Raw genomic sequence first — 15317 nt, forward strand, 5'->3', positions numbered from 1 at the left:
TTTATGTAATTAAATATAAATAAATACAATACTTCTGACCCCGATGGAAGCAGTCATCGCCCAACAACCCCGCGAGAATCCGTCACGCTAATGCAAGGATACATCATCGTCATCGGGCCACTCCCGTTCTATACTAACAGTAAGCAGAAGAAAGGAGTGGAGCAAGTGAGAGAGACAGCCGCACCGCCAAGGGCAGCGCTGCAAGATAGAGCCGTCGGGGCAGGACTCAGGAAATGGCGTCAATTCTGGAAGTTCCGGTATCTGACGCTGATGGTGCTGCCGACCGTGATTGTCCTGATCCTGAACAATTACCTGCCCATGTTCGGGCTGTTCATTGCCTTCAAGAAGATCAACTATATTGACGGGATCTGGCACAGCCCCTGGGTGGGCTTCGAGAACTTTACCTTCCTGTTCAACAACGGCTCCCTGTGGCGGATCGTCCGCAACACCGTTGGCTACAGCCTGACGTTTATGATATTGAACCTGGTGTTGTCGGTGGCATTGGCTGTTGCCATCAATGAGCTGCGCAGCCGCCTGGCGGCCCGGACGTATCAGACGTTCCTGATTATGCCCCATTTTTTGTCCATGGTGGTGGTCAGCTATCTGGTGTATGCGTTCCTGCATCCTACCAGCGGCTTCATCAATTCCTCCATTCTGGAGTGGTTCGGCAAGGAACCCATCTCCTGGTACATGGACAAACAATATTGGCCCTTCATTCTCACCATTGTCAACGCGTGGAAGGGAGTGGGCATGGGAGCCGTGGTCTATATTGCCGCCATCTCCGGCATCGATCCCGAATATTATGAAGCGGCCGTCATCGACGGAGCCAGCAAGTGGCGGCAAATTTGGCATATTACCCTGCCGTCCATCAGGCCGATCATCATTATTATGACCATCCTGAGTATGGGACATGTATTTAACTCCGACTTCGGGCTGTTCTACCAGGTGACCATGGACTCGGGTATGCTTTATCCGGTGACGGATACAGTAGACACTTACGTATATCGGGTAATGACCCAATTGAATGATATTGGCATGTCTTCCGCAGCGGCGTTAGTGCAATCCGTCCTGGGCTTCATTATGGTGCTCCTGACCAACGGCGTTGTCCGCAAAATCGATTCGGAGCAGGCTCTGTTCTAAAAAGGGAGCTCCCCATGTGCAGCTTCATCTGAATCAGTAATCCGCTCCCATCCAAGGAGGTGTACGTGTTGTGGCAGCCACAACCGCCCGGCGGGAAAACCGCATTTCACCTGTATCCAATGTTCTTTTGAATCTGGTTTTTGTACTCTTGGCCTTGGCTTGTGTGCTTCCGGTGATTCTGGTTATCGTCGTATCCTTCACTAACGGCGATGTTCTCATCAACGAAGGCTACAGCTTCTGGCCCAGCGCGTGGTCTCTGACCGCTTACCGGACGATGTTCTCTGATGCATCCACCATATTCAATGCGTACGGGGTGAGCATTGGGATTACCGTTACCGGAACCGTGCTCAGCGTACTGCTGATGGCCTTGTTCGCTTATCCCATCTCCCGCAGGGATTACCCGCTGCGCTCCTTCTTTACCTTCTTCCTGTTTTTCACCATGCTGTTCAGCGGAGGCATGGTCAGCAAATATATGGTATACACCCAGGCCCTGGGCCTGAAGGATTCCTACCTGTCCCTGATTTTGCCGCTGCTTATCATTCCCTTTAACGTCATTATCATGCGCACTTTTTTCCAAACCACCATCCATCCGGCCTTAATCGAGTCGGCCAAAATCGACGGAGCGGGGGAACTGCGGATTTTCTTCCAGATCATCCTGCCCCTGTCCTTGCCGGTGATGGCCACCATGGCGCTGTTTTCCACCATTGCGTACTGGAATGACTGGTTCAACGCCCTGCTCTTCATTAATAAAGAGGCCATGTATCCCCTCCAGTTCCTGATGATGAGAGTGCTGAAGGATGTGCAGTACATCCGGGAAAATATGGCCCTGGCCATGAACAACCCCGAGCTTCTGAAAAATTTGCCCAATGAATCCCTGCAGATGGCTATGGCCGTGGTGGGAATGGGCCCGATTCTGGTGGTTTATCCCTTCTTCCAGAAATATTTCGTGAAGGGGTTAACGGTTGGCGCCGTCAAGGGCTGACAAAAGGTTTTACCGGCCGCATATCAGCATTCAGTTGAGTTTACCGGCCGTTTGACATATTATCCAATATAGGGAGGGTCATACAAATGAACCGTAAAAAATCGGCATTGCTTGCACCATTGGCCTTGGCAGTAGGTTTGACCACCGTCTTATCCGCCTGCGGAAGCAGCTCGGAGAGCACCCCCAGCACCGCACCCAGCGTACCCGCAGGCTCCACGGCGCCAGCCGCCAGCCCCCAAGCGGCCAAGCTGGACCCGTATGAGGTATCCATTATCTACTACGGCAAGCCGCAAAAGGACGATTCCTTGATTCAAGAGAAGCTGAACGAATACCTGAAGGAAAAAATCAACACCACCGTAGCCCTGCAGCCCATCGCCCCCAGCGACTACCAGAAGAAAACCGAGCTGATGATGAATACCGGCGAAAAGATGGACCTGCTCTTCACCGCCTCCTGGCTGGCCTTCTCCTCCAACGTCACCAAGGGCGCTTTCCTGGAGCTGGATTCCCTGGTGGAGAAATATGGCCAAGGGCTGAAGAAGGAGCTCCATCCGCTGTACCTGGAGGCGCCACGGTATAAGGGCAAGCTGTACGCCATTCCCACCAACAAGGAAATCACCCAGGGCAAGGCCTTTACGTACCGCAAGGATATTGTGGACAAATACAATATTCCCATCGAAAAAATCAATAAGATGGAGGATCTGGAGCCCTATTTTGCCACCATCAAGGAAAAAGAACCGAACTTCATTAATCTGTACGTAGCCGGCGGCCCTGTCAGCTTCATGCTGTACGAAACCCGCTCCAACTACCGTCCCATCGGCCCAACTCCGGGCAAGCTGCCCATGTTCTTCATGGATTATAAGGCCACGGACATGAAGGTTAAAACTGTTTTGGATCAGGACATTGTGGATATCAACAAAACCGACGCAGAGCTTTTCCGCAAATATTATGAAAAGGGCTACATCAATGCCGACGCTGCAACCACGACCACCAACGTGGCCGATATCCGCAAACAAGGCAAGCTGTGGCTGCAATCCACCGTGTGGAAGCCGGGCGCGGACATTGAGCTGAAGCTGGCCGACAATTACGACTGGGTCTCCCATGTGATTGAAGAGCCTATTGTTACCACCGACTTGGCTACCGGCTCCATGATGTCCATCTCCAGAACCTCCAAGAACCCGGAACGGGCCATGATGGTGCTGAACTACCTGCATACCGATCCTTATGTGATCAATCTGCTGGTCAACGGCATTGAAGGCAAGCACTATACCAAAGCAAGCGCCAACCGCATCGAGCCCATCAAGGATTCCGGCTACGGCGACACCGCCCTCTTCTGGGTATTGGGCAACCAGTTCCTCAACTACCTGAAGCCCGGCCAACCGGATGATCTGTATGAAAGCTGGAAGAAATTCAACAATGAAGCCACCCGTTTCCCGCTGCTTGGGTTTACTTTTGACGATACCAAGGTAAAGAATGAGATTGCCCAATTGACCACTGTGGTGAATGAATATAAGGTCATCAACACCGGCGCCCTGCCCAATCCGTCCAAAATGCTGGATGAGCGCAATGCCAAGCTGAAGGCTGCCGGACTGGAAAAGGTGCAGGCCGAAATGCAAGCCCAAATCGACGCCTGGCTGGTGGAAACGAAGAAATAAGCATGTGCTATGATGCTGGCTTTCCTTACGGAAGGTCCAAAGTTTAGGCTTACGAAGCCGGCTATCCTTCGGATAGCCCTCAGGAGGCGGTAAACGTTGAAACCCGAGCGTCTCATTTACACCTTCGTCAGCTATGCCTCCCATTATGACACCCCCTGGGGAAAAGGAACGGCTGTTGAAGGCGTAGAGAGAACTGCAGCCTTGGCCCACCGTTACGGCATACCCGTCACCTGGATCGTCAACCGGGGTTCAATCCCCGTGTTGGCGGACCGGATCAGGGAGTGGCATGAGGCCTATGGCGATGATGTGATTCTGCAATGCCCCTTTTTCGAGGAGGAGGCAGGCGGGTCAAAGGTTGTGTTAAAGGAAAAGCTGGAGCAGGACTGGCAGCTGCTGAAGGAGCATTTCCCCTGGGCAGAGATCAAAATTGCCGGGCGGGGGAAAATCTATAACGAGGCAATCGAAGTGCTGGAGGAGCTGGATTTCCGGGGCATGTGGGGCTATTGCTGGGAGCAGGTCTGGTGGGACGGCATTACCCACAAGGGCATTCCCTGGGGCTCCTGGTATGTGGACCCCTCCCGGTATACGGCTCCCCATCCGGGCAAGGGCAAGGTGGTCGCCTGCGAATGGACGGCCCGGGATTTGCACCAGACCTGGAGCACCGGCAGTCCCGTGCTGTACTCCACCGACCCCAATGACGTACTGCGGGCCGGGTTATGCTCGGGGGAGGATATCGAATACTGGAAGCTGGTTTTCCAGGAATATCTGGACAACACCGACCATAACGAACGGGTGTACTTCCTGCAGCATCAGGAGGCCCATGAGATGGAGTTCACCCCGCAGTTTCAGGTTTTTCCCGCTTCCCATGTGGAAGCCTGCGAGGGGATGCTGGATCGGTTCTTCCAATATATTACCGGCTTCGGCATTACGCTGACCACTCTGCCCCAGGCGCTGGCCCAGTACGGCGAGGAGAACGAGGAAACAGCTCCGGTCTATATGCTCACCCGCGACAAGCCAATTCGCCCGGCCATTAACGAATATACCCTGACCCTGGGCGGAGTGGGGCTGGGCCCCTGGCCCGACGCCTTCCTCACCTACGACAAGGACGCCCAGATGGTGTTTGTCAAAGGGGAATGCAGGCCGCGCCTGCTGCGCAATTACACCGGCAGCGCGGATAACGCCAGGGAGTATGCGGAGGAGGTTCCGCCGGTTTTCGTCCGGGACTATGAGCGTACAGAAACGGCCATCCGGTTTACCTATGAAATCGGCCCGTGGAAAGCCATTCCCTTCGGCCTGGTCTATTGGGATGACCTGTCCGGGTTCGAGCTGGCCTCCTGTTCGCTGGACGGAGCGCAGGTGAAGATTATTAAAAATGAACTGGCGTTTCTCCGGTTCAATCTGACAGGCGAGCCTGTTGCCATTGAGCTGGAGTTTAAAGCAAGGCAGTAGCAGTTTGCAGCAGATAAGCAGCAAGGCATACATCAGGTACACATCAGGGCGCACATCCGGACTAAGGAGCTGTGAGGAAATTAGTATCCGCTTTTGGCGACAAAATCTCCACGGTTTTAGGAGTTTTGGCGGCAAATTAGCGGGACTTATTTCGTCGCAGTCTCTAAGGAGAGTGTGCCCTGATTTTCATATAAATATGTAATCGATTACAAAGGAGGAAGATGACATGTTTGCATTTCTTCTGCCACGGAGCAGAAGCCGGATGGGAAGAAGGGCTGTACCGTTTTTACTGGCGCTGGTCCTGCTTTTGTCCGCTCCGCTGATGGCTATGGGGGCTGTGGCTCCGCTGCCGGGCCCGTCCACCCCTATGGTGTATGACGATTTTTCCAATGGCGGCACCTTCAAGCAGAATTGGGCCAACTGGTACAACCAGGCCGGCGGAACGGGAACCTATTCCAAGGTTGCGGTGGACGGCAGAGCTGTGGGGAAATTTACCCAAACCCCGGATTCGCCCTCCTCATGGGCCAAGTTCGAGCCCCAGCATGACAACGGCAACTTCTATGGCTACCGCTACATAACCTTTGTCATGAAAAATCCCGGCTATGACGGAGCCCGTATCCGCATCGGCATCTCCGACGGCACCAACAACTACAATCTGTCGGGAGATTGGATCACCGTGCCCCAGGATTGGACCACCTTCAACTTTGACCTGGACCAGTTTCCGGTGCTGAACCGCAAGAGCATTCACTTCTCCATTTGGCTCCGTCAGACGGGAGGCCAATACGGGGAAATCCTGATTGACGAGATCAAGGGCACCTCTCCTGCCGAAGGCCAGCCCGCCATACTCAGCAATACGGGAGTGGACCAGACTGCCGGGGATGAAAATACCCGGTTCACCTTCCGGGCCACCTACACGGACCCGGATAACGACGCCCCTTTTGCGGTGCAGCTGGTGCTGGATGATGCCACTGTGTATGCCATGGACGAAGTGGAGCGCGGGGACTTCCAGTATGCCGACGGCAAGGACTATATTCTGTCCACGAAGCTTCCCGCCGGAACTCATACCTATGTTATCCGGGCCACCGATGCCCATAATGATCCGGCTGTATGGACAGGCCAGCCCATTACAGTAGCCAGCGTGTGGCAGACGGCGGACGTAAACGACAGTATAACAGGAACAGGGACTGCCCAATTCCAGTATGAAGGGACAGGCTGGCAATATGGCGCCGCTCCCGCAGGCAGCTACGACGGAGACCAGCATGAATCGGCGGCTGCCGGAGACACGGCCACCTTCCGCTTCATTGGCACCAAGGTCCAGCTCTATGGGGCCAAGGCTTCCGGCTACGGCATTGCCGCCGTCTCCATTGACGGAGGCGAGGAGCTGACCGTGTCAACCTACGCCGCTTCCCGGCAGGAGCACGCCCTCTTGTACACCAGCCCCGAGCTGTTGAATGGAGCCCATACCTTAACCATCCGGGTTACGGGGGAAAAGGAAGCCGCTTCCTCCGGCGTTGCGGTGGCGGTGGACCAGGTGAAGGCGGTTCTTTATACCGGGAACCTGGTGGACAGCATCAATGTTTCCCAGGCGGGTTACGGGGCGGCCGACTTCAAGCTGGCAACTGTAACGGCCGTGGATGCGCTAACCGATCTAAGCGTGCAGATCAAAAACGGCTCCGCCGCTGTCTGGTCCGGCACCTTGAAGGATGAGGGCGTGATCTGGGGCAAACATGCCTATTCCCTGGATTTCTCCTCCTTTACCCAGACCGGAGAGAACTTCACTATTGCCACCAACGGCAAAACCTCCTACAGTTTCCCCGTCCGGGCCAATCTGTGGAACAGCTACAAGGATGAAATGACCGCTTTCTACCGGCTGCAGCGCTCCACCGACACCACGGTGAGCTATCCGGCGGGCTATAGCGATATTGCTCCCTCCGCCAAGGTATTCCATCCCGATTCCTTCCTGGATGACGCCGTGGCTGCCGACGGTACCCATTATGATCTGACCGGGGGCTGGTTTGATGCCGGGGACTACGGCAAATACGGCGGCAACCAGTGGGTCACGGGAGAAATCGCCCTGGCGTATCTCAGACATGCGGATTCGCCTGAAGTGAATTATGACAATGATGCCAACGGCATCCCGGATTTGCTGGACGAGGCCATCTTCGGCAGCGAGTACCTGATGAAGTTCGCCGATCAGATGGACGGCGCCATCTACAACATCAAGAACTATACGGACTTCAAGCATCCGGAGAAGGCCACGGACAATATCGTCGGCACCGCGGATGATCCCACTCTCCGGGAGCTGTGTGTCGGCGGCTCCGGCAAGGCGGCGGGCGCCCTGGCGGCAACGGCCCGGGCCATTAACGATGCCATCGCCAACGGCCGGATTGCCCCGGCCAAGGCAGCTGGGCTGCAGGCCTTTTCCAATACTATATCCGCCGCTGCCGTGCCCTTTTACCAATTCGCCCTGAACTGGGTAGGGGCTGATCCGGGGAGCTACGTGACTACGGGAGGCATTCCCAATACCCTCCTGTGGGCCGAGGTAGAACTGTATCTGCTCACCGGAGCCGCGGAGTACAAGAATGCCGCTTTGCCGCGGATCAGCGCCATTGCGCCGGGAGACCTGCGCTCCACCAACTATTGGGATATGCGGCCCATGACTCTAGCGGAATTCTATCCGGTGGCGGATACGGCGGTGAAGGCTCATATCAAGAGCATTCTCGACAAGCAAATGGAATATTTCATGACCTCCCTGGATGATACGCCTTACGGTGTGTTGGACGAGTTCGGCAATTTCGGCGTCAATGAACCTCTGGGCTCCTACATTGGTGATGCCATCCGCTACAATGAGCTGTTCCCCGATCCTGCGGTGATGCAGGCGGCCATGAAGGGGCTGTACTGGATTTTCGGCAATAATCCCTGGAACAAAAGCTGGGTGTCCGGCGTCGGCACGGATCATGTGCGGTATGTGCATACCCGCCTGGACGAGGAATCCCGCAGCTCCACCAACCGGGGCGTGGTGCTTCCGGGAGCTATGGTGGCCGGGCCCAACATGAAGGATACCAAGAACAAGGCCAGCGTCAGCCCCTGGTACGAGGACCGTCCTTTTTTGGAGGATGACCTGAACCAGTGGCGGTACAACGAGTTCAGCATCAGTATTCAGGCCGGACTGCTGTATTCAGTAATGGCATTGAGCGGCTCATCGTCTGCCTCTACCGGCGGCCAGGCTTTGCCGGAGCTTCCGGTGACTACGCCGGTTATCGGGGATTATGTCACCGGCATGGTGACGGTGTTTGCCGAGCCGCAGTCGGCAGTAAGCGCCATGGATTACCGGGTGGACGGGACATATACGCCTATGACAGGCTCCGGCGGCGTGTACACCGCCCAGTATGACACCTCCGCGCTGGCCCCCTACACCAACAAGCGGGCTTATGTGCGGGGGACAGCCGCAGACGGCCGTTCCACCTTCAGTGCTGCCCACTTTACCGTTGCGCCGCCCTTGCCCGATCCGGGACATCCGCTCTTGTACGATAATTTCAGCGGCGAGGGCACCTGGGGAGGCGGCGGGCTGGACTGGGTGAACTGGTACAACCAGGACGGCGGTTCGGGTGTGTATGCAGACGGCACCGAGGACGGACGGAGCATCGGCAGATTCACCCACAACTCCAACTCCACCAAATCCCAGGCCAAGTTTGAGCCGTGGAAGGATAAGGTGGATCTCTCCGGCTACCGTTACCTCACGGTTGTGATGAAGAATCCGGGTTATGCCGGCATGCGGGTGAAGATTACCGGCTCCGGCGGCTATATCGAGGTTCCCACGGAATGGACCACATTTAATTTTGATCTGGACGCCTCCGGCACTCTGGATAAAAAGGCCGTCCATCTGGAGCTGTGGCTGAAGGAAACCACAGGAGTCCCCGGGGAGCTGTGGGTGGATGAAATCTACGCCTCCAACCAGCCCTCCGGCACTGCGCCGGTATTAAGCGGCACCGGCGTGAACCAGGCGGAAGGGAATACGGATACGCTGTTTACCTTCAGCGCCAATTACCGGGATGCGGATAACCAAAAACCCTTCCGGGTGCAGGTGGTGATCGACGGCGTTATCCGGGATATGGCGGAGCTGAACACGGCGGATACGGTGTATACCGACGGCAAGCAGTATACGTACAGCACCCGGCTGGGGCTGGGCACCCACTCGTATTATTTCCGCACCACCGACAATACCACCGGCGTGGTGACAACGCCTGTGGTGACCGGCCCTGTGGTCACCGCGCCGCTGCCGCCGGGACCAATTCTCCTGGAAACGGAGAATCTGACTGTGGCCGCTGTGTCGGCCGGGGATTCCCATACGCTGCGGACGGACAATAAGCTAAGCGGCGGCAAGGGCACTAACCTGGCTGCCAACGCAGTGGGAGATTTTGTGGAGTACCGCTGGAGCCCCGCGGGAACAGCGGCGCTATCCGGCGGCCTGAGCGCTGCGGTGTACGGGACGGGAACAGTGACCGGGCAGGTGTACAGCGGCGTACCCGCGGCGGACGGCAGCTGGTATGATCCGGCTGCGACAGCCGGTTTAAATGCGGAGCTTCCGCTGGAGGACGGTGGAGACGGCAGCGGCCTCACCGTCAGCGGCGCCGTGTACGGTCTGGACCCGGCAACGGCAGCAGCAGCGGCTCTTGCCGCAGGCGGCAAGCTGTACAATGTGAAGGTAAGGGTAATGAAGAGCAATGACCGGGGCATTTACCAGCTGTCCGTGAATGGCGTGAACCAAGGAGCACCCATGGACCTGTATGACTTGCCCACGGGTGCGGTATACCAGGAACTGGACCTGGGAGACATGGTCTTCCCGGCGGGAGGAGAGCTGGTGCTGCGTTTCACCTGCACGGGCAAGAATAGCTCCAGCAAAGGCTATCGGCTGGTGCTGGACTATGTGCGGCTGACGCCGAAGTGAGGCGGCAGGTGCAAGCAAGCGCAGATTTTTACTATGGCATGCTGAGTCGAAACGCTCTATAATATTGTGTATGGCGAAGAACGCCCAAAGTCAAGGTTATTTGGCTTGGGGCGTTCTTTTTGCACTTTACTCGAAAGGGAGTGGATGGCATGAATGGGGAAGAAGCTTACAGGGCATTTATCCGGGACCATTTGGAAAAGCGGAGCGGAGAGCGGCGGGGGCGTTTGGAGCGGGGACACAGGGAGGCGGAGGCGCTGTTTTGCCGCAATGTCTGGTGGCCGCTGCAGGGGAGTTTTGACGGATTGCATCCGGAATATGAGGTTACGGACTGGCGCGGAATGAGCTACTTCTGTGATTTTGTCTGGCTGACGCCATTCCTGAAGCTGGCTATCGAGATCAAAGGCTTCGGTCCCCATGTGCGGGACATGGACAGGCAAAAGTACTGCAACGAGCTGAACCGGGAGACATTTCTGACAGCGCTGGGGTTCCAGGTGATTTCCATGGCCTACGACGATGTCAGGCAGCATCCGGAGCAGTGCGTTACTCTGCTGCGAATGGTATTGAGCCGATTTCTTCCGAAGGAAGGCAATGGCGGAGGCTTAACGGTCAGGGAGCGGGAGATCGTCCGTTTGGCATGCAGCCTTGGCGGCAGGGTGCGGCCTGCGGACGCTAAGGCCCAGTTGGGCCTCAACCACCGGACGGTTGTGCGGACGTTAAAGCTGCTGTGCCAAAAGGGACTGTTGATGCCGGAAGGGGCGCCGGAGGGGAAGCGGGTGGTCTGTTATCAGCTCCAACCGCGAGCTGTAAGCTATTTATGAAAGGGCATAATGCAAAAGTGCAGTTATTTTTTAATGTATTCCGCTTTTTTGCCGCCCATAATGCAAAAGTACAGTTATTTTCCCCTAATTGGGAGAGAAACGAGGTTTCGGCGGAAGATAGATGCACTTTTGCATTATGCGTATGGGGAACGGCGGAAACTGGGCAGATGAACTGCACTTTTACATTAAGCAGCAGAGTGTGTGTGCAAACTCCGAGGGGAGCGGGTTTGCATACATGCCCTAGAAATAGATAGCCGCCAATGCAGCGGGGGATTATGTGGAGTACCATACCGCTGAAGCCCCGCGGGAACAGCGGCGTTAGCCGGCAGCACGGGCGCAGTGGTGTACGGGACGGTAACAGTAACTGGGCAGGTGAGCGTGACGGGAGCAGTGATCGGGCAGATGACGTGAGGGGAGCACTGACCGGGCAGATGTATGGCTTGGGGGATTGTTTTGGGCAATCTACATCTGTTGCTGCGGCTCTTCATCTGTTGACATCTCCTTGTATCGTGAGCGCGGTCACGAGATATAGATTGTCATCCCGTGCAGATCGACCCTATACTGAAGGCGACCCGGATGACCGGCACGCAGCGAAAAAAGAGCGCAGCCAGGCGGCGCGTCGCCGGCTCTGCAACAGACTGCCCGCTCCGGCAGGCAGGTCCGCAACAGGTCGATGGGTCCAAAGCATTCAATATGCCTAGAGCAATCATCATTATAGGGAGGTCATTGAATTGAAGTTGCACAACAGGTACAAAAAATGGATTAGCGCCTCGGCGGCTGTGGCAGTGTCAGCCGGACTTCTGGCAGGATGCGGGTCGGATGATAAGGCGGCCGCGCCTTCCGCTTCGCCGGATGGAAGCGCTCCCGCTTCCTCCAAACCGGCTGAACCGATTTCCCTGTCCTACTGGGTTGGCCTGCAGCCCAACACGGCTCGTTCCTTGAAGGATTACAACGAATCCCTGTTTTATCAGGAATTGGAGAAACGCACCGGTGTGAAGGTAAGCTTTCAGCATCCCGCCGTCGGCACAGAGAAGGAGCAGTTTAATCTGCTGATTGCTTCAGGCAAGCTGCCGGACGTGATTGAGTACAATTTTACCACCTATTCAGGCGGTCCCGAAAAGGCTATTTCCGACAAGGTGATTATTCCCTTGAATGATCTGATTGACAAACATGCGCCCAACCTGAAGAAATATCTGGAGCAAAATCCCGACCTCAAAAAAGAGCTGACCACCGATGAGGGGAATATGTATGTGTTCCCGGCGCTGGGAGTGGGCAATACGGATGTGACCAGCGGCTTGATGATCCGCAAGGACTGGCTGGACGAACTGGGCCTGGCCGTTCCCGAAACCATTGACGAATGGACCAACGTGCTGCGGCAATTTAAGGAAAAGAAGGGCGCCGCAACTCCCCTTACCTTTGCCCTTACCGAGTTTAACAGCGACCGGTTTAATGGAGCTTACGGAATCGGCGCCGGCTTCTATCAGGAGAACGGAAAAGTTAAATACGGTCCGTATGAGCCGGCCTACAAGGATTATCTGGCGCTCTTGCACAGCTGGTACAAGGAAGGGCTGCTGGACCCCGATTTTGCCACCCAGGATGCCAAATCGAAGAATGCCAAGGCCACCAACGGCAGCGCAGGCGCTTTCCCGGGTTTTATCGGATCATCCATGGGCGTATATCTGGACAGCATGAAGGGCAAGAGCTATGACCTGGCGGCCACCCAGCACCCTGTTCTGAAAAAGGGAGAGGAGCCGAGATTCTTCACTGCGGCTACCCAATACCGCGGAGACGGCAGCGCGGCGATTACTCCCGCCAACAAACATCCGGTGGAGACGGTGAAATGGCTGGACTACCTGTACTCCGATGAAGGCAATCTGCTGAAGTCCTTCGGGGTTGAGGGCACGACCTACAAAATGGAAAATGGCTACCCCAAATATACCGACCTGATTGTGAACAATCCGGAGAAGCTGTCCATCGGGGATGCCATGGCCAAGTACCTGCGCGTAGCCGCCCCCGCTCCCGGCTTTGTCGGGGATGACCGCTATACGGAGCAATATTACAGCTTCCAGCAACAGAAGGACGCGGTAGTGATTTACAACAAATATTTTGACAATCTGGCCGAAACCCGCCTGGGACGCATTACGGAAACACCGGACGAAGGGCAGGAGCTGTCCTCCATCATGGCGGAAATCAACACCTACCGGCAGGAAATGTTCCTGAAGTTTATTATGGGTGGCGAGTCCCTGAATAATTTCGATAAATATATCCAGCAATTGAAAAATATGAAGGTCGAGCGTGCCATCAGCATCAAGCAGGCCGCACTGGAGCGGTATAATAAGCGCTAAAACACGGCTTGTTCAACGGGGAGGCGTTGCATCTGCAGCGCCCTTTCCCTCCGCAGATTGCAGACGGGTTTCCATATCGCCGCCTGCAGGGGGCAATATGACGAAAGCTTACAGGAGGACAGCAATGAAAAGTCTTATGCGCAACTATCACCGGCATAAATATTTGTACCTTATGATCTTGCCTGTGGTTTTGTATTACCTTATCTTTCATTATATTCCCATGTACGGCGCTGTTATCGCCTTTAAGAACTACCGCATCGCCCAGGGGTTTCTGGGCAGCCCGTGGGTGGGCTTTGACCACTTCCTTAACTTCTTCAACAGCTATTACTTTGGACGGCTGCTGAAAAACACCCTGCTGCTCAATGTGTATATGCTGCTGCTTTCATTTCCGGCGCCGATTATTTTTGCCCTCTTGATCAATGAAATCGGCGGCAGAATCTTTAAGCGGACGGTGCAAACCATCACGTATCTGCCCCATTTTATTTCCATGATCGTCATCTGCGGCATGATTACCCAATTTGTCGCCCGGGATGGCCTGATTACGGATATCCTGGTATGGTTCGGCTTTCAACGCACGGCCCTGCTGGGGCATCCGGAATATTTCCGCACCATCTATATCCTGTCGGATATCTGGCAGGGGGTCGGTTGGGGGTCCATTATCTATTTGGCCGCCATTACCGGCATCAACCCGGAGCTGTACGAAGCCTCCCGTATGGACGGGGCCAACCGCTGGAAGCAGACGCTGCATATTACCCTGCCCGGCATCATTCCCATTATCGTCATCTTATTTATTCTCAAAATCGGCCATATGCTGGATGTGGGCTTCGACAAGATCATTCTGCTGTACAATCCCAATACCTACTCCACCGCGGATGTCATCAGCACCTTCGTGTACCGGAAGGGCCTGGGAGAATCCAATGAATTCAGCTATACCACGGCGGTGGGGCTGTTTCAATCGGTGATCAATTTTATCCTGCTTCTTGCCGCCAACCGCTTCAGCAAGTCCATGAGCGAAAACAGCCTCTGGTAAGCCCGCTCTTTTTGAATGTATACAGAAAATGCTTAGGAGGACAAGGAATGGTTACGGCAATTCGGAAAAGTCCCGGAGAGATTGCCTTTCAGATCGCAAACACGATCTTTATGCTGTTTATGATTGTGGTGACATTGTATCCCTTCGTATACGTGATTCTGTCATCCATCAGCGATTCCCGGCAGCTGGTATCCCACACGGGGGTGTTGCTTGCTCCCAAGGGGCTGACCCTGGAGGCTTATGTGATGGTGTTTAGAAACCCCAATATTATCGGGGGCTACGTCAATACCCTGTTTATCGTCGTGGCGGGAACGGTGCTGAATCTGTTTATGACCTGCTTGGGCGCTTATGTGCTGTCCCGCAAGGGCATATCCTGGACCCGGTATCTGATGCTTGGAATTACCTTCACCATGTTTTTTTCCGGCGGGTTGATTCCCATGTATCTTCTGGTTAACAACTGGCTTCATCTGGGCAACACCCTGCTGGCGGTTATTATTCCCGGCATGATTTCCACCTGGAACCTGATTATTCTGCGGACCTCCTTCGGCTCGGTGCCCGACAGTCTGATTGAATCCGCCTGGCTGGACGGAGCCAATGACGTTACCATTTTGTTCCGGATTGTCGTGCCCTTGTCCCTGCCGGTTATGGCGGTGATGATCCTCTTCTATGGGGTGGGCCACTGGAATTCCTGGTTTGGCGCCATGATCTATCTGCGGGACAGGAGCTTGTTTCCGCTGCAGCTGATTCTCCGGGAGATTCTGATTCAGAACAGCACCAACTATATGTCCGGGGACGCTTCCGCCGGAGATGTGGAGGCGGTGGGGGAGTCCATTAAATATGCTACAATTATTGTGGCGACGCTGCCCATACTGGCTGTTTATCCCTTCCTGCAGAAATATTTCGTCAAAGGTGTTATGATAGGCTCGATCAAGGAATAACACGAGAGACGGAGT

The 15317-nt window shown here is 55.2% G+C and carries 9 protein-coding genes; all 9 read left to right on the forward strand.

Annotated features, from left to right (window positions below):
- Positions 1–165 precede the first annotated feature (165 nt).
- The 9 genes from DQG13_RS00900 (at position 166) to DQG13_RS00940 (ending at position 15302) form a co-directional block, all read left to right on the forward strand.
- Positions 166–1140, forward strand: a complete 975-nt coding sequence (locus DQG13_RS00900; RefSeq protein ID WP_258525399.1) for an ABC transporter permease — start codon at positions 166–168, stop codon at positions 1138–1140.
- Positions 1141–1210: 70 nt separating this feature from the next.
- The gene (locus DQG13_RS00905) at positions 1211–2122 is read left to right on the forward strand and encodes a carbohydrate ABC transporter permease (protein ID WP_113017475.1); all 912 of its coding nucleotides are present in this window, start codon (positions 1211–1213) and stop codon (positions 2120–2122) included.
- 86 nt (positions 2123–2208) lie between these two features.
- Positions 2209–3774 (forward strand): ABC transporter substrate-binding protein, encoded by a 1566-nt coding sequence (locus tag DQG13_RS00910; RefSeq protein WP_113017476.1) that lies wholly within the window; start codon positions 2209–2211, stop codon positions 3772–3774.
- A gap of 96 nt (positions 3775–3870) precedes the next feature.
- Positions 3871–5223: a hypothetical protein gene (locus DQG13_RS00915; RefSeq protein ID WP_113017477.1), complete on the forward strand. Its 1353-nt coding sequence runs from the start codon at positions 3871–3873 to the stop codon at positions 5221–5223.
- Positions 5224–5449: 226 nt separating this feature from the next.
- The gene (locus DQG13_RS00920; RefSeq protein ID WP_113017478.1) at positions 5450–10171 is read left to right on the forward strand and encodes a glycoside hydrolase family 9 protein; all 4722 of its coding nucleotides are present in this window, start codon (positions 5450–5452) and stop codon (positions 10169–10171) included.
- A 149-nt stretch (positions 10172–10320) separates the two neighbouring features.
- The gene (locus tag DQG13_RS00925) at positions 10321–10989 is read left to right on the forward strand and encodes a hypothetical protein (RefSeq protein ID WP_113017479.1); all 669 of its coding nucleotides are present in this window, start codon (positions 10321–10323) and stop codon (positions 10987–10989) included.
- A 731-nt stretch (positions 10990–11720) separates the two neighbouring features.
- Positions 11721–13334 carry an extracellular solute-binding protein gene (locus DQG13_RS00930; protein WP_258525400.1) on the forward strand — a complete coding sequence of 538 codons (1614 nt, stop codon included), beginning with the start codon at positions 11721–11723 and terminating at the stop codon, positions 13332–13334.
- A gap of 124 nt (positions 13335–13458) precedes the next feature.
- Entirely contained in the window at positions 13459–14364 is a 906-nt protein-coding gene (locus DQG13_RS00935; RefSeq protein WP_113017481.1) for an ABC transporter permease, read from the forward strand.
- Between the two features lie 47 nt (positions 14365–14411).
- On the forward strand, positions 14412–15302 hold the full coding sequence (locus DQG13_RS00940; protein ID WP_113017482.1) for a carbohydrate ABC transporter permease: 891 nt from the start codon (positions 14412–14414) through the stop codon (positions 15300–15302).
- The last annotated feature ends 15 nt before the right edge of the window (positions 15303–15317 follow it).

It is taken from the genome of Paenibacillus sp. YN15, assembly GCF_003285005.1.
Classification (GTDB): domain Bacteria; phylum Bacillota; class Bacilli; order Paenibacillales; family NBRC-103111; genus Paenibacillus_AR.

Excerpts from the sequence above, each read along its gene's own strand:
- DQG13_RS00910 (WP_113017476.1), top strand. The coding sequence starts at position 2,209 with ATGAACCGTAAAAAATCGGCATTGCTTGCACCATTGGCCTTGGCAGTA.
- DQG13_RS00920 (WP_113017478.1), top strand. The coding sequence starts at position 5,450 with ATGTTTGCATTTCTTCTGCCACGGAGCAGAAGCCGGATGGGAAGAAGG.
- DQG13_RS00925 (WP_113017479.1), top strand. The coding sequence starts at position 10,321 with ATGAATGGGGAAGAAGCTTACAGGGCATTTATCCGGGACCATTTGGAA.
- DQG13_RS00935 (WP_113017481.1), top strand. The coding sequence starts at position 13,459 with ATGAAAAGTCTTATGCGCAACTATCACCGGCATAAATATTTGTACCTT.
- DQG13_RS00940 (WP_113017482.1), top strand. The coding sequence starts at position 14,412 with ATGGTTACGGCAATTCGGAAAAGTCCCGGAGAGATTGCCTTTCAGATC.